Origin of the sequence: Sneathiella marina (assembly GCF_023746535.1) — a bacterium.
GTDB lineage: Bacteria > Pseudomonadota > Alphaproteobacteria > Sneathiellales > Sneathiellaceae > Sneathiella > Sneathiella marina.
This window is the reverse complement of sequence record NZ_CP098747.1, coordinates 2697066-2717933: the sequence shown is the minus strand read 5'-3', so window position 1 is coordinate 2717933 and position 20868 is coordinate 2697066. Positions and strand designations below refer to the sequence as shown.

24 protein-coding genes are annotated in these 20868 nt (G+C 51.7%); 11 read left to right on the top strand and 13 right to left on the bottom strand.

The annotated features are described in order from the left end of the window. Positions 1-20: 20 nt before the first annotated feature. Positions 21-254 (bottom strand): thioesterase family protein, encoded by a 234-nt coding sequence (locus NBZ79_RS13040; RefSeq protein WP_251932907.1) that lies wholly within the window; start codon positions 252-254, stop codon positions 21-23. Between the two features lie 10 nt (positions 255-264). Continuing rightward, positions 265-789 (bottom strand): hypothetical protein, encoded by a 525-nt coding sequence (locus NBZ79_RS13035; RefSeq protein ID WP_251932906.1) that lies wholly within the window; start codon positions 787-789, stop codon positions 265-267. 301 nt (positions 790-1090) lie between these two features. On the opposite strand from NBZ79_RS13035, the gene argC reads away from it, so the two are divergent. Together argC and NBZ79_RS13025 are read left to right on the top strand one after the other, a co-directional pair. After that, positions 1091-2035: an N-acetyl-gamma-glutamyl-phosphate reductase gene (gene argC / locus NBZ79_RS13030; RefSeq protein ID WP_251932905.1), complete on the top strand. Its 945-nt coding sequence runs from the start codon at positions 1091-1093 to the stop codon at positions 2033-2035. A gap of 181 nt (positions 2036-2216) precedes the next feature. After that, positions 2217-2609 (top strand): hypothetical protein, encoded by a 393-nt coding sequence (locus NBZ79_RS13025; protein WP_251932904.1) that lies wholly within the window; start codon positions 2217-2219, stop codon positions 2607-2609. A 102-nt stretch (positions 2610-2711) separates the two neighbouring features. Here NBZ79_RS13025 and NBZ79_RS13020 read toward each other — a convergent pair whose 3' ends face one another. Further along, a complete protein-coding gene (locus tag NBZ79_RS13020) occupies positions 2712-3665 on the bottom strand; it encodes a nucleoside recognition domain-containing protein (protein WP_251932903.1) in 954 nt (317 codons plus the stop codon). A 115-nt stretch (positions 3666-3780) separates the two neighbouring features. Between NBZ79_RS13020 and NBZ79_RS13015 the strand changes: the two genes are divergently transcribed. Beyond that, positions 3781-4227 carry an Lrp/AsnC family transcriptional regulator gene (locus tag NBZ79_RS13015; protein ID WP_251932902.1) on the top strand — a complete coding sequence of 149 codons (447 nt, stop codon included), beginning with the start codon at positions 3781-3783 and terminating at the stop codon, positions 4225-4227. Positions 4228-4482: 255 nt separating this feature from the next. On the opposite strand, the gene NBZ79_RS13010 is transcribed toward NBZ79_RS13015, so the two are convergent. Both NBZ79_RS13010 and NBZ79_RS13005 read right to left on the bottom strand, forming a co-directional pair. After that, complete coding sequence (locus NBZ79_RS13010) at positions 4483-5247, bottom strand: SDR family oxidoreductase (RefSeq protein ID WP_251932901.1); 765 nt, start codon at positions 5245-5247, stop codon at positions 4483-4485. Between the two features lie 39 nt (positions 5248-5286). Further along, on the bottom strand, positions 5287-6498 hold the full coding sequence (locus NBZ79_RS13005; protein ID WP_251932900.1) for an acyl-CoA dehydrogenase: 1212 nt from the start codon (positions 6496-6498) through the stop codon (positions 5287-5289). Positions 6499-6659: 161 nt separating this feature from the next. On the opposite strand from NBZ79_RS13005, the gene NBZ79_RS13000 reads away from it, so the two are divergent. Further along, a complete protein-coding gene (locus tag NBZ79_RS13000; protein ID WP_251932899.1) occupies positions 6660-6908 on the top strand; it encodes a DUF6898 family protein in 249 nt (82 codons plus the stop codon). Positions 6909-6938: 30 nt separating this feature from the next. Here the strand turns inward: NBZ79_RS13000 and NBZ79_RS12995 are convergent, their stop codons facing one another. Both NBZ79_RS12995 and NBZ79_RS12990 read right to left on the bottom strand, forming a co-directional pair. Next, complete coding sequence (locus NBZ79_RS12995) at positions 6939-7379, bottom strand: Ros/MucR family transcriptional regulator (RefSeq protein ID WP_251932898.1); 441 nt, start codon at positions 7377-7379, stop codon at positions 6939-6941. 747 nt (positions 7380-8126) lie between these two features. Further along, a complete protein-coding gene (locus tag NBZ79_RS12990) occupies positions 8127-8633 on the bottom strand; it encodes a hypothetical protein (RefSeq protein ID WP_251932897.1) in 507 nt (168 codons plus the stop codon). A 116-nt stretch (positions 8634-8749) separates the two neighbouring features. Here NBZ79_RS12990 and plsY point away from each other — a divergent pair, with 116 nt between their 5' ends. Continuing rightward, positions 8750-9373 carry a glycerol-3-phosphate 1-O-acyltransferase PlsY gene (gene plsY, locus NBZ79_RS12985; protein ID WP_420854612.1) on the top strand — a complete coding sequence of 208 codons (624 nt, stop codon included), beginning with the start codon at positions 8750-8752 and terminating at the stop codon, positions 9371-9373. A gap of 139 nt (positions 9374-9512) precedes the next feature. On the opposite strand, the gene NBZ79_RS12980 is transcribed toward plsY, so the two are convergent. From NBZ79_RS12980 to NBZ79_RS12960, 5 genes are all read right to left on the bottom strand, one after another. Next, positions 9513-10157: a class I SAM-dependent methyltransferase gene (locus tag NBZ79_RS12980; RefSeq protein WP_251932895.1), complete on the bottom strand. Its 645-nt coding sequence runs from the start codon at positions 10155-10157 to the stop codon at positions 9513-9515. 379 nt (positions 10158-10536) lie between these two features. Beyond that, complete coding sequence (locus NBZ79_RS12975; RefSeq protein ID WP_251932894.1) at positions 10537-10851, bottom strand: hypothetical protein; 315 nt, start codon at positions 10849-10851, stop codon at positions 10537-10539. 611 nt (positions 10852-11462) lie between these two features. Next, positions 11463-12137 (bottom strand): class I SAM-dependent DNA methyltransferase, encoded by a 675-nt coding sequence (locus tag NBZ79_RS12970; protein WP_251932893.1) that lies wholly within the window; start codon positions 12135-12137, stop codon positions 11463-11465. A 273-nt stretch (positions 12138-12410) separates the two neighbouring features. Then, a complete protein-coding gene (locus NBZ79_RS12965; protein WP_251932892.1) occupies positions 12411-13184 on the bottom strand; it encodes an alpha/beta hydrolase in 774 nt (257 codons plus the stop codon). Positions 13185-13276: 92 nt separating this feature from the next. Then, positions 13277-13831 carry a phosphoglycerate mutase family protein gene (locus NBZ79_RS12960; RefSeq protein ID WP_251932891.1) on the bottom strand — a complete coding sequence of 185 codons (555 nt, stop codon included), beginning with the start codon at positions 13829-13831 and terminating at the stop codon, positions 13277-13279. 137 nt (positions 13832-13968) lie between these two features. Here NBZ79_RS12960 and NBZ79_RS12955 point away from each other — a divergent pair, with 137 nt between their 5' ends. Together NBZ79_RS12955 and NBZ79_RS12950 are read left to right on the top strand one after the other, a co-directional pair. Further along, positions 13969-14721 (top strand): sulfotransferase, encoded by a 753-nt coding sequence (locus NBZ79_RS12955; protein ID WP_251932890.1) that lies wholly within the window; start codon positions 13969-13971, stop codon positions 14719-14721. A 140-nt stretch (positions 14722-14861) separates the two neighbouring features. Next, positions 14862-15608 carry an enoyl-CoA hydratase/isomerase family protein gene (locus NBZ79_RS12950; protein ID WP_251932889.1) on the top strand — a complete coding sequence of 249 codons (747 nt, stop codon included), beginning with the start codon at positions 14862-14864 and terminating at the stop codon, positions 15606-15608. A 32-nt stretch (positions 15609-15640) separates the two neighbouring features. Here NBZ79_RS12950 and NBZ79_RS12945 read toward each other — a convergent pair whose 3' ends face one another. After that, on the bottom strand, positions 15641-16618 hold the full coding sequence (locus NBZ79_RS12945) for a GlxA family transcriptional regulator (protein ID WP_251932888.1): 978 nt from the start codon (positions 16616-16618) through the stop codon (positions 15641-15643). A gap of 125 nt (positions 16619-16743) precedes the next feature. Here NBZ79_RS12945 and NBZ79_RS12940 point away from each other — a divergent pair, with 125 nt between their 5' ends. The 4 genes from NBZ79_RS12940 (at position 16744) to nrdR (ending at position 20860) form a co-directional block, all read left to right on the top strand. Beyond that, positions 16744-17409, top strand: a complete 666-nt coding sequence (locus NBZ79_RS12940) for a glutathione S-transferase family protein (protein ID WP_251932887.1) — start codon at positions 16744-16746, stop codon at positions 17407-17409. Positions 17410-17439: 30 nt separating this feature from the next. Then, positions 17440-18558, top strand: coding sequence for an NmrA family NAD(P)-binding protein (locus tag NBZ79_RS12935; protein ID WP_251932886.1), 1119 nt, complete (start codon positions 17440-17442; stop codon positions 18556-18558). Between the two features lie 519 nt (positions 18559-19077). Further along, on the top strand, positions 19078-20343 hold the full coding sequence (gene glyA, locus NBZ79_RS12930) for a serine hydroxymethyltransferase (RefSeq protein ID WP_274706918.1): 1266 nt from the start codon (positions 19078-19080) through the stop codon (positions 20341-20343). Between the two features lie 55 nt (positions 20344-20398). Further along, entirely contained in the window at positions 20399-20860 is a 462-nt protein-coding gene (nrdR, locus tag NBZ79_RS12925; RefSeq protein WP_251932885.1) for a transcriptional regulator NrdR, read from the top strand. The last annotated feature ends 8 nt before the right edge of the window (positions 20861-20868 follow it).

Sequence of the window (20868 nt, the reverse complement as noted above, 5' to 3'; positions counted from 1 at the left end):
GGGTGATGTTCATCCAAAAACTAAAGGGTAGTTACCTGCTCGCCTTTTTGTTTCAGCCGTCTGTTCTTGACATAGGAGTTACGATCCAGGGTCTGCATCAGGGATGTTCCAAAGGACTTATTATCCCGGAGCATTCGAACCATCACGGTTATGGGCGCAACGGCCGCCTGGGCAATGAAATGCACTTCCTCACTCGGTGTTACCGTCAGGATATCGGGTGTTTCGACGCCGGATTGTTTCTTTTCAACTGACATTTAAAACTCCTTACCGCCCTTTTCTCAGCATAATAAACCGGGCATTTGCTGTACTGAACATTGAAACGGTGAGCAGGGCAACAAACATTGCCAGCATAACATAAAACGCTATAACAGACACATAATATATAAGGTCTATTTCAATCGGAACAACGTCCTCGTTAAAAGAATCCTGAAAAAAGCCTATGGCAATTGTGACCGCAAACATCAGCACCATAAACAAAAATGAACATAGCATCTCACTGCAGAAACCTTTGAAAAGGTTCCAGCTGGTGCCGATATCGTCCGCCTTCTTAAGAAGGATTAGCAAACTGGAAACAATCAGGCTGAAAACGACAAAAACAGATTCAAGGGACAAAAGTATGAATTTTGCGACACCAAGGGACGAAATCAGAAAATCCGGCGGATTATAAGACAAAATATAGGGTTTCAAGTTAAGAAACGACACGGTTGTTGCTGCAAGAAAAAGAATTTCAAGAATCGTAAAAATAAAAACGACGAGAGACGGCCAGGGGTTATTTCCATTTTCAGCCATGGTGTTTCAGGTGCCTGTCTGCGAATTTTCTGCTCATAAGGTTTTCTGTATAGATAAAACTACATAAGGAAATTTGAATTTACAACTTATTTGAGCATCTGTGTCAGGTCAAAGCCACTAATGCCGAACACTGGCTGCGAAAGACTGTTTTTCCCCGAATTGCCAGGACTGATCGGGACGCTGAAACGTTCAGATTGCGTCGGGTTCCAGGTAACGACATTTAAAGGAGATACATGGCGCGTTGCAAAGAGCATGTTATACGGCGTATAAGAGCAGCTGTATTTTTTGACGGGACAAGGCGATGACGGCGCATATTTTTATTGATGGATCGGCGGGGACGACGGGGTTGCAGATACAGGAGCGGCTGGCGGCGCGTGGTGATATTTCGCTGATCCTGCTGGATGCGGCCGAGAAGAAGGATCCCGTGCGGCGCGGACAGGCGCTGAATGATGCCGATGTGTCGATCCTCTGTCTGCCCGATGCGGCGGCGAAGGAGACCGTCTCGCTGGCGCGGGCCAACTCCGTGCGGATCATCGATACCAGCACCGCCCACCGCACCGATCCCGACTGGGTCTATGGTCTGGCCGAGCTGAAAGCGGGGCAGGCGGACTTGATTTCCGGTGCGGCGCGGGTCAGCAATCCGGGCTGTTATCCCACCGGTGTGATCGTTGCGCTCAACCCGTTGGTGGCCGCCGGTATGGTGCCCGCCGATTACCCGGTCGCGGTCAGCGCCGTCTCCGGTTATACGGGCGGCGGCAAGCAGATGATTGCCGAGTATGAAAATACGGACGGCGGGGCAGGCGATGACAGCCCGCCCGCGGCCTTTCATCTGTATGGGCTGCAGTTGCAGCACAAGCATCTGGCGGAAATGCAGGTTTATGGCGGGCTGGCCAAGCCACCGGTCTTTATCCCCAGTGTCGGCAATTTCCCGCAAGGCATGATTACCCAGGTCCCGCTGGATCTGGCGCGGCTGCCGGGCACCCCGACGGTGGCCCATATCCATGATACATTGGCGGCCTTTTATGCGGGCAGCGAGGTGATCGAGCTGGTCTCCTTATCCGACGCGCAAACCGTCAAACGCCTGCCCGGCGACATGATGGCGGGCAGCGACAAGCTCAAGCTCTATGTGTTCGGCGATGAGGCCAAGCAGCAGGTGATGATCGCCGCGGTGTTCGATAATCTCGGCAAGGGCGCATCGGGCGCGGCGGTACAGAACCTCGATTTGATGCTGGGCGCGCGCGTGTAGGGCTGGGTTTCGCTGTTTCGCCTAGTATCGTCAAACCGGCCTCCCGCTTTTCTGAAAACGCAGCTTCTCTGTCCTTTAGGCATCTCGCTAAGGTGGTTTTAACCCTCTTTTTAGGGTTGTTTGGCAATATTGGGGAACCCATATTTCCCTTTAGGCATATTGCAATGACAGGAAAAGCGAGATGGCCAGCGGATTGCGAAATCTGAACCAGATTTTCACACCGGACGTTATCGGAAAGATTTTGAAGGCGTTTCTGATTGCGCTCATGGTGATTTTCCTGGCGCAGACGGCTTTTGTCTTTTTTACCTTACCTGAAGAAGCGGGGCCGGGCATGGTGCTGGCGCGTCTTCTATATTCGTTGCTGCTTTCCGTGATGAGCCTTGGTGTCGTGCCCTTTGCTGCCCTGATCTTTCCGCTCTACAGCCTGCCAATTTATATGGTTTTCTTTTTGGCTTTGTTTCTGGGTATTTTTTTTAAAGAGAAATTCTTCTTCACATGGTATCTGGCCGGTGTTTTTATCCTGACATATCTTGCGCTTTTCTTTGCGTCAGCATTCCTGTTTGCCGGTGTATAAGGGCCCGGGCAGTAACGCAAGAGAGATTTATGTGTTCGGCGATGAGGCCAAGCAGCAGGGGATGATCGCCGCCGTCCGCTCGTAGTCCCGGTGAAGGCTGGTTTACGATTGGGCCAGTTGTTTTTTTGGGAATAACTGATGCCAGAGCATTAGCGTGCGAACCAGGGCGAAGGTGAGGACGATGCGGCCCATGAACAGCACCCAGAAATCACCGCCGATGGCGACCATAATCGCCACATCCTCTATCAATCCATGGCACAGGGATAACCAGCACAAGGCGTAGTATTTTGCCTTGCGCGATATGCTCGGGTCATTGCCGTGCGCAATGATCAACCCGCCGCCATAGGCCAGGCCGAGCAATATCCCGGCGGTGGTGATGGAGGTGACCGAGCGATCAAGCCCGGACAGGCGCATGATCGGGGCAAGCAGGCGGTTAATCAGTGCGGTCACGCCGATCCGGTTAAAGGCATCCATCATGACCAGCAGCCCGGTCAGGATCGCAAATAGCAGCCCCATGCCCATAAGGTTGGAAAGGGCCCAGTCCAGATGGCTTGCCTCGGCCCGGGCAAATTCCTGTAAATGGTCCAGCGGCTGTGGCTGCGACAGAAAGCCGGTTGTCTTGCTGGCAACATCGATCAGGAATGCCGCGAGGCCGGCGGCGAACAGGCGGAGGAATGTTGTGCCCCAAAAGGAGCCGCCTGCTTTACGCACAATCGCCTGCTCAACCGGGATGGCATGGGCAATCAGCATAATGGCGCACAGGGAGGTGACTTGCGCCGCGGTCAGATCATGCCCGATCAGGATCGGCAAGGTTGCGAGGGCGCCATACAGCCCCGCCAGGATCGAGGTCAGGCAGACGATGGCCGCTTCCGGCGGGAGGTTGAGTATCGCCATCACGGGGCGCAAGGCGGGGCTGATCCATTGGATAAGGCCATATGTTTCCGCGAGGCGCAGGGCGATCATGATCGGGATCATGATACGGAATATCTCCCAAAATGTGGTCAAGCTGCGCTGGCAAAGGCTGCGAAAATACGGGGCTGTCGTTAACGGGTTCATACGGGATCTCACTCATTTGAATTGCGTCACAACATGACATTTTCCCATTGAAATGGGTGATCAAAGATGGCATTATTTTGCAATAAAATTCTAATCCAATGAAATTTATGAGCGTATGGATTCCATAGACCGAAAAATTCTGGATAGTCTGCAAAAAGATGCGTCGATCAAAAATGTCGACCTGGCCGATCGTGTGGGCCTCGCCCCGTCAAGCTGTCTGCGCCGGGTGCGCAATCTGTGGAAGGCGGGGATTATCACAGGGTCGGTTGTTCTGACCGATGGCGAGAAGATGGGCCGGAACGTCAAGGCCATCGTCAGCGTCCGGCTTTTCGATCATGGGAATGATGCGCGCAAGGAATGGCTGAACGCCCTCATACAGGAGCGGGCCGTGTCTCAGGCCTATTCCGTCTCCGGCGAGACCGATGCCGTTATTTTCCTGACGCTTGCCAATATGAGCGAGTTTCAGGAGCTTAGCCAAAGACTGTTTTCAGGCGATCCAAACGTGTTTCAGTTCGTTACGCATTTTGTCATGGAAGAACATAAGTTCGATTTGGCTAATTGAATGCCGAAAGCTGGCATTGGGCGTGCGGGTATCCCGCGAGACAAGATTGGCTTGACAAATGGAACTCTTTATGCTAGTGTTATCTCAAGATCCGAAAATCGGATTGAGGGTGAGATGCGGGGGCGGCCTGAAACAAAGGGATCGCGCCGCATGGTCACGGAAACTTTAATCTTTAAGATGAGAAAAGTTCGGGAAAGACCTGAAATATAATCCAGATCTTTCCTTTTGGTTTCAGGAAGGCTTTTAGCCTGATCCCTATTTGATATACATATCACGCAGTTTACGCATGCCACCGAGCCAGCGATCATAGTCGCTTGTCTTGCGACGCATGTAATCGATAACCTGCTCATGGGGGAGGATGAGGAATTCTTCCTTGTCCATGGAGGTGACCACATGTTCGGCCAGTTCCTCGGGCTCCATGGTGCCATCGACACCGGCGACGCCTTCCAGGTTGTTTTCGGTCATGGCCGTGCGCACCTGCTGTGGGCAGAGGACGGAGACGCGAACGCCCTTGTCGCCATAGCGGATGGACAGGGTTTCGGCAAAGGCAACGGCGGCATGTTTTGTCACCGCATAAGTGGCGCTGTCCACCTGGCTGAGCAGGCCGGCGGCGGAGGCCGTATTGACCAGGTAGCCACCGCCATTGGCGATCATCTTGTCGACGACGGCGCGGGCGGCATAGACATGGGCCATCACATGGATGTCCCAGTTGAGCTGCCAGGTCTCGTCGGGGCTTTCTTCCCATCCCATGCGGGCAATGCCGGCATTGGAGACGAAGATATCGACGGGGCCGTAGGCGGCTTCGGACTTCGCGACCAGGTCCTTGATATGGGCTTCATCACTGACGTCACCGGCAACCGCCAGGCCGCCGATCTGGTCGGCGACATCCTGCAGGGGGTCAGCTTGCATGTCGGCGACGGTAATCCCGCGCGCGCCTTCGGCATGGAAGCGCAAGGCGAGGGCCTTGCCAATGCCGCTGGCACCGCCGGTGATGATGATGTTTTTGCCGTTGATTTTCATAAATGTCTCCGCAGCTTGGGCTGTTCTGGTTGAGGGGGTCTAGGCGCCGGTGAACGACTGGATACCGGTTTGCGCCCGGCCGAGAATAAGGGCATGGACATCATGGGTGCCTTCATAGGTATTGACCGCTTCCAGGTTCATCACATGGCGGATGATATGATATTCGTCACTGATGCCGTTGCCGCCATGCATGTCCCGGGCGACACGGGCGATATCGAGGGCCTTGCCGCAGGAATTGCGCTTGATCAGCGAGATCATTTCCGGCGCGGCACGGTTTTCCTCTTTCAGGTGGCCGACCCGCAGGCAGCTTTGCAGGCCGATGGAAATCTCCGTCTGCATGTCCGCCAGTTTTTTCTGGATCAGCTGATTGGCGGCGAGGGGACGGCCGAACTGTTTGCGGTCCATGGTATAATCGAGGGCGGCCTGCCAGCAGAATTCCGCCGCACCAAGGGCCCCCCAGGCGATACCGAAACGGGCATTGTTGAGACAGCCGAACGGACCGCTCAGGCCCTTGACATTGGGCAGCAGGTTTTCTTCGGGCACGAACACATTGTCCATGACGATTTCCCCGGTGATGGAGGCCCGCAGGGAAAACTTGCCCTCGATTTTCGGGGCCGACAAACCGTCCATGCCTTTTTCCAGGATAAAGCCGCGAATGACGCCATCATCGGTTTTCGCCCAGACCACAAACACATCGGCAACCGGAGAATTGGTGATCCACATTTTGGCGCCGCTGACCGAATAGCCGCCATCAACGGATTTGGCGCGGGTGACCATGCTGCCCGGATCGGACCCATGGTCCGGCTCGGTCAATCCGAAGCAGCCGATCCATTCACCGGTGGCCAGTTTGGGCAGATATTTCTGGCGCTGTTCCTCGCTGCCATAGGCATGAATGGGATGCATGACCAGACTGGACTGCACGGACATCATGGAACGATAGCCACTATCGACCCGCTCCACTTCACGGGCGACAAGGCCATAGGACACATAGCCCAGACCGGCACAGCCATAACCGTCGATGGTCGAGCCGAGCAATCCCAGTGCCCCCATTTCCGGGAAGATTTCCCGATCAAATGTTTCATTGCGGTTGGCGAGAAGGACCCGGCTCATCAGCTTGTCCTGACAATAATCACGGGCGGTGTCACGGACCAGCCGTTCCTCTTCGGTCAGCTGATCGTCGAGCAGGAACGGATCTTCGGGGTTGAAAACAGGCTTGTTTCCGGCGGAATTGGTGGCTGGGGCGCTACTCATGAGCGGTTCTCCGATTTATTATTCAGTTGTTGTTGGGGGCATCCCTAATTTTAAGTCTGTGTTTAACTGTTTTATCAAACGGTTTCAATATGCTTCCTGTCTTCCAGCCTCGTTTCGTATATAGTGCGGACAGGGACCAACAGTCAGGAATAGCGTATATCATGTCGCAAGAGGATGCCGCCAAGGAGTATATTGTCGAGTTCGAACAGCATGGCGCCTCGGTCAAGGTGTCGGCCATCGACCCGGTGACAATGACCGAAGTCTCCATCGTCGGCCCCAGTTCCGCCGGTCAGGAGGAACTGAGCCGGGCCGCCGTTCAGAAACTTTTATTTGTGCTCAACAAGGGAAAAACCGACACGTCCCGCAGCCCGGCGTCGGGCGATCCCAAAAAACCGGGAATAATTGTCTGATCAAAAGAGCCCGAGGCCCAGCCGCCTGCATCAGGCGGTTTTGCGTTTCCGGCCGAGGCCGAATTCCTTGGCAAATTCCGAACGGCGCTTTGCGTAAGCCGGTGCCACCATGGGATAATCCACCGGCAAGCTCCATTTCAACCGGTATTCTTCGGGCGTCATTTCGTAGTTGGACCGCAGATAGCGTTTCAGCATTTTCAGCTTCTTGCCATCTTCCAGACAGACGAGGTAATCATTCTGTATGGATTTCTTGATGGGCACCGCCGGAACCAGTGGCCCGCGATCCACTGTGGCATTTGACTCCAGTGTCGAAAGGGACTGGTAAACAGATTTGATCACCTCAACCAGGCCGTCCTTGCCGACCTCGTTATTGCTGGCATAAGCGGAAGTGATTTCCGCTGTCATCCGCAAAAGTTCCTCTTTGTCCACACCGGTTGAATCCATTGCCGTGTTAATGTTCATTTCTGCCATTTCATGTTTTCGCTTCCCTTTACAAGTATTGAAACTGTACTTGTCTGTACCGCAATTTGCCGCCGATCGAGAAAGATTGTCAAATATAATTTTGTAATTAAAAATCATTACAAATTAGAGTTGTGGAAATATGTTGGTATGTAATTTTAAATGTCGTAAATTGTAAATATTTACGAAATATAATGTTACTTATTGTGTAAAATTGCGGCGTTATTATGACGACTGGTAATGATCGGGTATAAACTAATATACAGCCTCTCCAGAATTTCAGAAGCATTTTGATCCATTGCCCATTATTCACCGAAAACGCCTATGTGATTCTTGCCTGTATTTTCTGTCAGGCAGATAAAATTGACGGGCAACGAAGACCTGTTTTCCCGAACGGCAGCCATCGACAATCGACACTGTCCGTCGAATATTTCCTTTACCGGTCATTGCTGCTATCCTCTTTTCAACAGCAATTCTATGAAAAATAAGGAGTAGGAACCTTCAATCTGTCTGCGGTTTTTTCGCCGGCAAAAGACGTGGATGACCTAAATTTTTTGGTCCTTGGGTCCGGAAGCGGCGCGCGGAAAACCGGATGCTTTGCGGTGGATCAGATTGAGGGTTGATATTTTCAAAATTCTAGCCGCCCTGCTATCGGGTTACCTGATCGGCAGTCTGAATACGGCGGTTTTTGTTCTGGCAGGAGATATCCTGAAAGGCATACTTGCCTGCCCTTCAATAAATGATCCAGCAATATTCTCCTTATTTCATCCGAGCTTTCAGAGCATTAAAATTGAAATCTTGAGGCGAGAGTTTATAGGGTAATATTCCACTGGACAGGTTAAAAATATCCGACTTTTCTATTTCAACAATGCTATCGGCAAAAAGGTTGAGAAACCGACATTCCCAATTTCCACCACGTTCTTTGGTGACGGCGTCATAACTACTGCTTGGATATAGAAAGCAAATTTTATATCGAAAGACATGATGCTCCAGTCGCCATTTTGAGGGAACGGGACGGTTATTTCCAGGATACCAGAGATAGGCGCGACCATCGGGTGCAAAATATTCAATCTGATTCCCATATGTACGACTATAGGTCCTCACTGTCTTGTCTGCGAGGCTGGCTGTTGCTTCTTCGATGGGCTGCTGATCTATTTCGCCAATTTCATCCCCCAAGATGGCATTCTTGTCGAGCCGAGGATTACAGCCCGTCAGGACCAAAACCAACAATATGCAAGTTACAAAAACAGTGAAGGGGCGCATCATTATTCCTAGAAAATCAAGAGGATTATATAACCTTAGATTGCGTATTATATTATCTTGAGATTTGTGAAAGGCAATCTGTATTATTGGGCAGGATTCTTTATCAGGGGCCATGAATGATGGTTGATATTCTCAAGATTCTAGTCGCTCTGGCTTCGGGTTACCTGATCGGCAGCCTGAATACGGGCGTGATTGTCGGGAAGCTATATGGCAAGGACATCCGCGACCACGGAAGTAAATCCGCCGGGCTGACCAACACATTGCGGGTGCTTGGGAAAACGGCGGCGGTTTTTGTTCTGGCAGGCGATATCCTGAAAGGCATACTTGCCTGTTACATCGGATTATATATGGGCGTCTATGCCCATTCGGCCGGAGCAACGGACAGCCTCAGCCTGCTGGCCGCCGGGGTCGGCGCGGTCATGGGGCATAACTGGCCGCTGTATTTTGGATTTAAAGGCGGCAAGGGGGCGCTGACCGCCGTGGCCGTGCTGTTTATGTTCGACTGGCGGATGGCGCTTGTCTGCCTTGGCCTGTTCGCGGTAATCGTCGCCGTGACCCGCTATGTCTCCCTCGGTACACTCTGCGCCGCACTGTTGTTCGTCATCCTCTCCTTCGCGCCGTTTTTCGACCATAGCTTTTATTTCACTTTATTTGCCGTCCTGATGGCCGGCATGATTATCTTCAAGCACCGGGAAAATATTAAAAGACTACTTTCCGGCACGGAAAACAAGCTTAGCTTTTGAGGGGTTTGCGATTAGGGGCATTGCGGATATTGCGAGTGCTGCTGTCAAAGGTTGGGTTGTGAGCCAGAGCTGACATTCGATTCAAACACACTAATGTCAGCAATGCGGACAAAGCAGCCTTTCAGCCTGCTAGTAAAACTCAATTTGCGTTCTTCTTGGCTGCAATAAAGTAGCTAGATGCCCCCGAAAATATTTTCTGTGTTTCCGCAGCTTGAAAGTCACCGCCACTTACCAACTCATCCAAGTCAGAGTTTTGAAGCCGTCGTATCGGGACAGGAATGATCCCAAGCCTGCACAATAGACGAACAAGCTGAATTTGGGCGCTAACAATAAGAGACATCTTATCCCGCAAGCACGGCGTTACAGAAATAAAACTCCCCTCAGGCTTTAGAAGTTCATGTGCCCTCCGCACGACGCGTTGCGGATCGGGCACTGTATGGAGCATGTTGAAGGCTAAAATGACATCAAACGAGCCCTTGCTGTATCCTTCGTCAAAAATATCGGCCTGCGCAAAGCTGACGTTACCAATGCCATTTGCGGCTGCTTTTTCCTTTGAAAGTTCAATCATTCTGCCAGCAATATCAATGCCTTGGATTTCTCTCACATGGCTGGCTAGTTCACAGGCTGTCGTGCCTGTTCCGCACCCATAGTCCAAAACAACATCGCTTTCCTTGAGGTGCCTCTTTGCGCATTCCCTTGATGTTTGATGGATATGTTCAAATCGCTCTTCGGTCCGGTCGTAGTTGTCGGCAGATTTATCCCAGAACTCTTTCGGTTTACTCATCGTGCGGCTTCCATAAAATTCAAAACTGTGTGGCGCTCCCGATGAGTGCCAGAGGGCCTACTTCAACGCGTTCTTCTGATCTGTGATCCTACTTGACCCCTGCCAACCACCTTACGTCATTCGACGTGTTGTCTACAATCCGGACCTGACTGTGGTTGTCAGTTTGGGCTCGAATCTGACACGAGACATCTTCCCAAAATGCCTCCTTCTGGCACACAGCAGAACACATAATTTACCCCTAAAAATGCCTCCTGATTGACGCATGGCGGACCTGAAGGTTTAAGTCCTAAGGGGAAATATTCAAAGGCTGTTGTCGGGCTCCGAGAACAAGCTAAAGTTTTGAAGGATTTGCGGGGTTGGGAAGGCAGGATCGAAAACATTAATTGTCAAATCGCTCCAGGATCTTGATGGGGCGACCTTCCAGTTCCAGGAGACATTGATTCTCTCCAAAAATACTAATCGGTTCAAATGTTATGCGGGCGAGGGGTTTGGCCAGACTTACGTCCGCCGATACGCTGGGATACACTGCCATTAGACCCTTAAGGTCTTTAAGTGAGTTTTTCTTTGAATATCTGGATGTAGATAGATCGATGAGGTTGACGGTGCCCGGCGCAAGATCAAAGACATAGGTTCCTTTATTATAACAATAGATCGTTTCTTTCCTTAGTTCGTGCGTCCATTTTGCAGCTATCATGTATCTGCCCGGCGGTATCGTTTTCAGAAAAAAGTTATTCTCTTTTCCCTGCAAATTATAAGTTCCCCTGTTTGTTAGCGAGTTACATGTATCCGCGCAAAGAAGGATGTCAATTTTTTCTCCTGTCAGTATTTTCTCAGTTAAATTAACCTGCTTTGTTACAAGCACTGTATTAAACCTATATCCAATACTCTGTATGACAATAAGACTATCTTTACTGGATGCATCAAAGGAAAAATCCTTCTCTATTTTGGTTGGTCCGCAACCTATAAGAAGGAAAAGAAGGGAAGCTGAAAATATAAATTTAATCATAAGAAATTACCTGAACGCGAACAAGAATAAGTACTATTATTATAAAGCGAGCGTTAGCAGGTCAATCGGAAATTCTTGAAACGGATCTGCCAACGCGTCTACGCGTAATTTAGACATCTCTTTGGGAATTGCCGACTGACACTTAACTTCTAGATTTTTCCTTTTTTATCCGCTTCTTACCATTGTTGGTTTGCGGCTGCGCGGCTAGCGGGCATGGCTTTTCCCGCTGTCAAAGGTCGGTTTGTGGGCCGTTTCGGGCATCCTTCCCGTCGCCAGACGGGCAACAGCCGAGGGCGGGATCAGACGACTTGGCAGAGCACATAGATGACCTGAATGCTGTCCTTGAAATCTTCGTTTTTTGGTAAATAGGGTTTGGCTTTGCTTATCTTAAGGGGCGTCCAAAGCTTACGCTCCTCAAAATTGCCCATTAGAGATCCAAAATTCTTCTCGACCCAGCGATCGTCACGCTGTGTAAACAGGATATAGCCACCAGGCCGAATGATACGGCACAGATCAGCCAGCAGACCTGCTGCATCTTCAATATAGGTCATAACTCCCACACAGGCGGCGGCATCAAACGCATTATCGGGGACTGGCAACGGGCTGTCTTGTAAGTCGTGGCGCCGCAAGCGATCGTACCCACCCTTTCTTTCCGCTATTTCCAGGGAGGCCGTCGAAATATCGAGGCCTTCAATACGGCAATCCAGCTGGCGGGACAGGGCGTTGCCGAACAGTCCGGTACCGCAGCCAACATCCAGAATATCGTCGCCAGCCTGCAAATGCTCGCAAAGGATTGCCACGGCGTCGTCTGGGGCCTGGTAGTCCCAGTTTTTTAAGGTCGCGTCATAGGTCTCAGCCCAGTCATCGTAATAGGTTGCAATAGCCGCCGAATCCGTGGAGCCGTCTTTCAAGGAATTGAAGCCCTGTTTGCTGTCGGTGCCCCCGGTCTTTTTAACGGTGCTGTCCCGCGACATGGATCTTTCCCCCAATTCCGGTTTATGCACCCCGCTGCAGGGCCTGTGCAGGCCGCAATTTGATTAATCCGCACCTGCGGCGCGGGTCGAACAAATCGTTGCGAGAAGCTGAAATTACTATTTAACACGGCAAGCTGTAAATTGAAACCGGGCGGGAAATGCACCTGCGGAAGGGCAGCTTCCGGCATGAGGCAGTACAAATACTTTACTCCTGAGAATATCTCTTGCGGCTGAACCTGACAGGACCATCGCCGTTCTTTAAGATACAGGGGATTAGGGGACCTGTTTTTCTGCCAGCCAGTTCCGGCAATAGTCCGCCATCTGCGGCCAGACGTCTTCCATCATCATGAAATGCGCGGCGTTTGGCACCTGGTAATAGGTGGCGCGGTCGCCATATTTAGCCGCCAGGGCCTGTGCGGTTTCCGTTGATACCGCCTTGTCATCGGCACCGGTCAGGACCAGGACGGGGCAGTCAACCTTGTCCGTTTCCACATGAACGGCCTTGTTGTTGTCGAACATCCAGTAGAACAGCTCGAACATGACCTGGCCTGATTCCGGCTCCAGCTGATTGAAGACCGTATGCTGGGCCTCGGGCGTCATGTTATTGAGGGCGAAGGCCGCCATCATGTCAAACTCGACATTCATGGTCTGCCCGGCAAAGGGGGCCGCGGCCATCAGGTCACGGCCGAGATTCCGTTCTTCCTCCGTCGGCGGCAGCATGCCCCAGATGCCGTTGGAATTGATGAGAATGATCGCGCTGGCAAGCCCCCGGGCGGCGAGTTTCTGCGCGATAATCGCCCCCACCGCATGGCCGAACAGGATCGGTTTATCATCCAGCGTTGCGATCAGCGCCGCCATGTCATTTGTATAGTCATCTATACTGGACCCGGCGAGGGCTGGATCCGCTTCGGCCCGCGGACCGCCCGCATGGTGGCGGAAATTCGGGGCATGGCAGTCGAAACCCTGCTCGGTAAAATAGGTGCACAGGTTGTCCATGGTCCAGGCACCGGCAAACGCCCCCGGAATAAAAACGATAGATTTACTCATATTCATTCTCTTTCAATACCAGTCACTCAACATGTAAAGGACAAATGTTCCATAGAACATTTCCAAATAACAGAAATAATTTGAAGTCAGATCTAATCCTGCGTGCTGTTTATTAGCCGTCTTTCTTCCGGCATCAGTTGAGGATTGAAATTCACATATTTCTCACTTTCATATTCAAGGCGTATTCCTTCGCAATACCCAAATGCGTCAATTGTGACCGAAGAGCCATCGAGGCAGATGCTGCCCATCACGCCCAGTTCCATGATCCCGCCATGAGAAATGATCAAAATCCTGCTTTCCTCAGGAAGATCTTTTATACAGTTTAGCCAGATTTTTGCTTGCCGCCTGGCAAATTGAAAACAGTCCTTATTGGTTTTTATGATTTCTGAAATGGCTTGCAAAGTGTTCGGCCAGTTTAGTTTTTCAAGTATGTCATCCGGTATATCTCCCAACTCTTCAAGGTGCTCAGCGCCCTCAAACCCCATTGCGACGGCTGTTTCCATGGATCTGGGTAACCGGCTGGTAATCACTCGGTCATAAGGGCCCATTCGAGCGCTGGCAAATTTGGCGAGCTCTATGCCTTCCAAAGAAAGATGCGCTTTTGGTTTTTGCCGCATGGCATGCCGGCGTATTTCAATAACTTTCACGAAATTTCACCCCACTAATACGCCTGACAGTCGATATTAAGGTATTGGCTTTAGTTATGTTAACATGATGACTACAATTTCAGTCTGATGAGCATATTACAGGGTCAGGCACCAGATGGAAATGTGGAAGCCGTAAAATGACAGGTAGCAGACAATATCCCCCGGTGATGGTTCTTGGCTGTGGGCGGAGCGGGACGTCGATTTTCGGGGAGTTGTTTGACGGCCTCGGCCCTTATGTCTATGAGAGCGAGCCGCCCTTTCAGGATGTGCTTGATCGCTCGGAAACCGACTGCTGGGCGGTAAAGGTTCCGCGCGAGTCACCGGGGCATCCGGTCGATGACGGGCTTTCATTTTCGCTGGATATCCTGTTGGCCACGCATCCCGCCATTCAGCTCTTCTGGATCGTCCGTCACCCGCTCGATGCTATCAGTTCGTTGCGAATTGGCGTCGACCAGAACTGGGGCCACCATCCGCGCCCGCCGGATTGGCAGCACTGGCTGGACAGGCCACTTGTTGAAAGATGCGCCCATCATTGGGCCCATATCAATTCGCATGGATATGGCCGGGTCAAGTCTGTGGCGAAGCTGGTTTACTTTGAAGACATGATCCGGGATCCCTATGGCTTTGCGCTGAATATTTGTTCGATCCTCGGGCTTCCGCCAGAGGAGAATGAGGCATATCTTCGAAAATGGGCGGCGCGTGTTCAGGATACCAACAACAAGCAGTTTGTCGAAGCCGTGACGTCACAAGGCCTTTCCCGCTTGGATCATTCGGTGCGGATCGGGCGGTGGCGGGAGAATCTTTCCAGCAACGATATACAGGCCGCTGAAAAAATAACGTCCCGGATCGCGCGGGCCTTCAATTATGACACGGACTGGCTTGCTGATTGATCGAGGCTGAAGAGGGAAGTTGGTTCCGGGTCAGAGGTAGATGTTCCGAATAATGTCAACTTATGAGGTGGTGCTGGAGATTGAAGTGGTTGTAGATTGGCGACTTGGAGTGCCAACTTAACTCGGGAGAAGGATTGAAAATGAGCATCACGGTAAACAAACAAGACGGGGTTACAAATTTGCGCCTCAATAAGCCGGAAAAGCGCAACGCGTTCGATTCAAGGATGGTCGCTCAGCTTCACGACGGGATTGCGCGGGCGCTGGAAGATCCGGCCTGTCGTTGCCTGCTTATTGACGGCGTGGGGGAGCATTTTTGCGCTGGCCGCGACTTACAATCCTTCGACAACGCGCTATCCCATGAAGAATTCGCTGCAGCGGATGATGAATGGGCGAATATCTTCCGGATGCTTGATGAAGGTGATTTGCCGTCCGTCGCAGTGGTGCGCGGTTGTGCTTTTGCCGGCGGCTTTACTCTGGCCATGGGATGTGACTTTGTTCTTGCCGACAAAACAGCGCGATTCCAGGTTTCTGAAATGCGGCACAATTTCCCCGCAGCTATTAATACACCGGTATTGAGTAAATTGCTTGGTCCGAGACTGGCGCTGGAATTGGCTGTACTGGGTGAGACGATTTCAGCTGAGCGGCTATATGACATGAGCTTGATTAATAGACTAACCGAAAACGGGCAGGCTCTTGCAGAAGAAGTCGAACTCTTCACCAATACGATCGTCGCTCGAGATAAACTGGCGGTAGGTCAGACCAAGCAACTCCATCGGGCAACGCGTCATGGGGGACTTAGCGACGCGCTGAACATGGGGGCGCTGATCAATACTCAGGCCGCTTTAACTGGTAAATTTGCGAACGCGGGTAAGTCCTTGAAAAAATGAAGCTCCCTATGCAGTGCCCATTGCAACGATACTCAGATTTGGCAGAAGCGCCGCCGATATTCCGCCGGTGTTACACTGGTATTCTGTTTGAACACCCGCCTGAAGAAACTGATATTTTCGTAGCCGGAATTCATTGATATTTCCTCAAAAGACAAGCTGGTGTTCACCAGGTTGGTTTTTGCGGCCTCAACCCGAATGAGCTGATGGTATTTGGTTACTGTTTCGTTGGTTGCAGCCTTGAACCGCCTGTTGAATTGGCGAACGCTCATATCCGCTTCATTTGCCAGCATTTGCACATTGATATCGTTTCGATAATTATTTTCCATCCATTCCTGCGCGTTCAGAATTTTAATATCGCTATGGTTTTTTTCCGGGCTGAATACTGAAAAAGGCGATTGATATACGCTATCGAGATCCACCAATGTGCATCGAGAACTCTGCAAGGCCACTTCGCGGCCACAATATTTTCTGATGAGATAGAGAGACAGATTAAGATCCGCAGAAATTCCCCCGCCGCAAAATAGGCGTCCTTCATCGGTCACAAGAAGATCAGTCCGCAAATTGACATTCGGAAAACTCCTTTTGAACTTTGCCGCCAATCCCCAATGCGTTGTCGCTGTTTTCCCGTCCAGGAGTCCGGTAGAAGCGAGTGTAAATGCTCCGCCGCAAACGCTGGCGAGATCAGAACCCTTTTCGTAACAGTGTTTCAGCCAGTTTATCCTGTCGCCATGGCTCTTTTCCCGAGGGTCGAAAAAAAATCCTTGAGAGGGAATAATAACAAGATCCGGATCTTCCATGTCATGCATCGAACAGGCCGGTATGATCGGTACGTTGCTTACGGCGTTCACCGGCTTGCCATCAGAGGTGACAATCTTCGCGTTGAACAGGGGAGACGGCATTTTCCCCATGGTTACATTCCACAATACGCCAGCCTGCAAAAACATATCCATGGGAGAGGCAATCGTGGAGAGCACACTGTTCTCGGCAGCTAGAATGGCTACATTTTTCATTTTCATGTCCCGATCAGACTTTTTCTGTCTTTTATAACGCTTATGCAGGCCATTGTCACGGCATATGTTTGGATGAGTTCGTGTCTCAAACCGTCGATTAGCCCCTCTCAACAGGAGTATTTAAAATGAAAGTTTATGGAGTAACTATTTCACCCAATGTTCGCAAGGTTCTCGCCGCGCTGGAAATTAAAGGTCTGGAATATGAGCAAATTTCGGTCCTGCCTGGCACCAAGACTCCGGAATTTCTGGCCATCAGCCCGCGTGGCTTCATCCCGGCTTTTGGGGATGGCGATTTTCATATTTCTGATTCCAGTATCATTATTGAATATATCGAAGCGATGCATCCTGAAACATCGCTTATTCCTTCAAACCCACAAGATCGTGCAAAATGCCGTTGGCTCGAAGAATATGCCGGTTCTGTTTTATTCCCGGCTTGCGCTGTCGTTTTCCAGGAAGTTGTCCTGCAACCAAATTTCTACAAACAAAAAACCGATGAAGCGCGCGTAGCGACTGCCTTAAACGAAACCTTACCCCCCATTTTTGATTATCTGGAAGATCAAGCGCCAGAAAATGGCTTCTTCTTTGGCGAAAATATTGGACTTGCTGACATTAGTGTTGTGTCGCCAATAATAAATGCAGAATTCGGGAAGTTCCATATTGATGACGCTCGCTGGCCAAAGATGGCGGCTATGGTAAAGCGTATTAAAGCCCATCCTGTATTTGTAAAACTCTTAATGGAAGAAGAGAAAACGATTATGGGCATCATAAGTGGTGAGCTTGTCGCGAGCTAAACATATCCTCAACGAAAAGGAACAAACAAGATGTCCACAAAGCCTAAAATTCTCGTTACATCCGCCACCGGAAAAACCGGAACACCGACGGTTCTGCAGCTGCTTGAGAAGGGTTTTCCCGTCCGTGCCTTCGTGCGAAAGCTGGACCACAGAAGCAAAGCGCTTGAAAACGCCGGGGCGGAGATCTTCGTTGGCAACCAGTATTCGATCACCGATATGCGGGCGGCGATGGCTGGCGTCAAGCGCGCCTACCAATGCGCGCCCGCAGCGGCCAACCCCTTATATTTTTACGCGGCCTTCACAGCCGCCGCTTATGAGGCCGAACTCGAACATGTCGTTACCCTTGGTCAATGGCTCTCAGCTGCGAACCACCACTCACCGATGACACAAGCGGTCTACATGGGTGACATTTTGATACAGATGCGGCCTGAAATGACTGTTACCACCATCAATGTTGGGTGGTTCGCCGATAACTATATGGTTGGGTTGGAGACCGCAGCGCAACTCGGTGTGTTTTCCATGCCGCTTGGAGACGGAAATGTTAAAAAGAACGCAGCCCCCTCCAACGAGGATATTGCAAGTGTTTCTGTCGGTGCGCTGGTTGATCCCGCCACCCATGCGGGCAAGACATACCGGCCCACGGGTCCTGAACTGATATCGCCCAACGAAATTGCCGCCGCGATGGGGAGAGCACTTGGCCGGGAAGTGAAATATCGAGACATCCCGGAAAAAATGATGCTTAAGGCGTTCAAGGCACTCGGGACACAGTCCGCAGCATCCCGTTATTCCGATGCGGGTGGTTACGTGTTAAGGCTCTACGCCGACGAATACCGACGTGGTGCGTTTGCGGTTAATGCCCCGACCCGGGATGTTGCGATCGTCGGCGGAAGGACGCCTGAGAGCATGGAAAGCATCGCTCGCCGTTACGTCGCCGACCGCCCGGAACTCAAGCCGAGCTTCACGGGCAAGCTCAAATCCATTGGCACCTTGTTAAAAATCCTCACCACCCGGGCACCTGACATGAATGCTGTCGCTGCTGAAAGGGATTTCGTCATGCTCAAGGACCCGACATTCTGTCTGGATGATGCCGTGTGGCGTGAGACCCACGAGCCGAAAGACTTGAAATTGGTTGCTGGACAGTTCGCTTGACGCCGGTTCAAGCCATTGGGAAAAGGCATTCGCACCGCCGCCGCAAGCCTGGCAATCAAACACAATGGGCGCGCTCGGAGTATTTTCCCTGCGCGCCGCTTTGGGCCATTACAGTTGCAATGAGAGCGGTGATACCTGATACGGCCGCCAGCAAGAACGCCAATTGATATCCCGGTACCCCAATTATTGATAAGATCAGTCCGCCCTCTATGCAACTGGCCGGTATCACGTTCACCGTGTTTGCACACAAGCTGACCTGATGTTGTTACTGTCATTTTTTTCAGGATCTTGATGGGCCGCCCTGCCGGTTCGGATCGATCTTCTTCACCGGACATCAACAAAGACGCTATAACCACAGAAAAAAGCCGGGAAATAAGTCGACTTCCTCTATGAAGGGGAGACGTCTTGTGCTATCCATCCTGCGAAATCAGGATTCAATCCGGTTATGTTTCGACTTCGTTTATTTTCCAGCGAGATGGAGATCTGCAATTGACCCTACAAACTTTAGAAAAATTTGATATCTTTGACGCGGATTTGGGACGGGATGATCCCGATGTTTTTGCGGCCATTGGCCAGGAACTTGGACGGCAGCAAAACCAGATCGAGCTGATCGCGTCGGAAAATATCGTCAGCCCCGCCGTCATGGCGGCGCAGGGATCGGTGTTGACCAATAAATATGCGGAAGGCTATCCTGGACGCCGCTATTATGGCGGCTGCGAGTATGTGGATATTGTCGAAACACTGGCCATCGAGCGGGCGAAGGAACTGTTCGGCTGCGAGTTTGTCAATGTGCAGCCCAATTCTGGATCGCAGGCAAACCAGGGCGCCTTTATGGCGCTGATCAAGCCGGGCGATACCATTCTGGGCCTGTCCCTGGACGCCGGCGGGCATCTGACCCATGGCGCCAAGCCCAACCAGTCCGGTAAATGGTTCAACGCCGTGCATTACGGCGTCGACAAGGAAACCCATCAAATCAACATGGACGAGGTGCGCGCCCTTGCCAAAGAGCATAAGCCACAATTGATTATTGCCGGTGGATCTGCCTATCCGCGGACCCTCGATTTCGCCGCGTTCCGGGAAATTGCCGATGAGGTGGGTGCGTATTTCATGGTGGATATGGCGCATTTCGCCGGTCTTGTGGCCGCCGGTCTGCATCCAAGCCCGTTTCCCCATGCCCATGTGGCGACGACGACGACCCATAAAACATTGCGCGGCCCGCGCGGCGGCATGGTCCTGACCGACGATGCGGCCATCGCCAAGAAAGTGAATTCAGCCATCTTCCCCGGTATGCAGGGCGGCCCCCTGATGCATGTCATTGCCGGCAAGGCCGTGGCGTTCAAGGAAGCCTTGTCACCGGAATTCAGGGAATATGCGGCGCGTGTGGTCGCCAATGCGGATATTCTGGCGAAGACATTGATCCGTCACGGGCTGGACATCGTGTCCGGCGGGACGGATACCCATGTGATGTTGGTCGATCTTCGTCCCAAGGGACTGACCGGGAATGTTGCCGAGCGGTCCATGGAAAATGCCTTTATCACCTGCAACAAGAACGGTATTCCGTTTGATCCGGAGAAGCCGATGGTGACGTCCGGTGTCCGTTTGGGAACGCCTGCGGCGACGACCCGTGGTTTCGGGACCGCAGAATTTGCAAAAGTCGGCGATCTTATCGCCGAAGTCCTTGACGGATTGGTAGCAAACCCGGAGGATAACAGCGCTGTCGAGGCAAAAGTTCGGGCCGAGGTGAAGATACTTTGTGATGCTTTTCCAATTTATCCGAACCTTTAGGACGACAAGAACGGCACTGGACAGCACGACCGAGTGACGAGAAGGGGACCCTAGGATGCGCTGTCCATTTTGTAGCAGTGAAGACACACAAGTAAAAGATAGTCGGCCAACAGAAGATAATACGGCCATCCGCCGCCGGCGCGCCTGTGCGACCTGCGGTGCCCGCTTTACCACCTTTGAACGGGTCCAGCTGCGGGAGCTGACCGTGGTCAAGAAAAACGGACAACGCACCCCGTTCGAACGGGAGAAGCTGGAAAGATCCGTCAATATCGCCACCCGCAAGCGGCCGGTCGAGCAGGACCGCATCGATCGCATGATCAACGGCATTGTCCGTCAGCTGGAAAGCAGTGGCGATCAGGAAGTGCCCTCCGATAAAGTGGGTGAACTGGTCATGGAAGGACTGGCCACGCTGGACAGTGTGTCCTATGTGCGGTTTGCCTCTGTGTACAAGGATTTCCGCGAAGCCAAGGATTTTGAGGAATTTATTGGTGAATTGAGCGGCAACGTCACTACATAAATTAGATG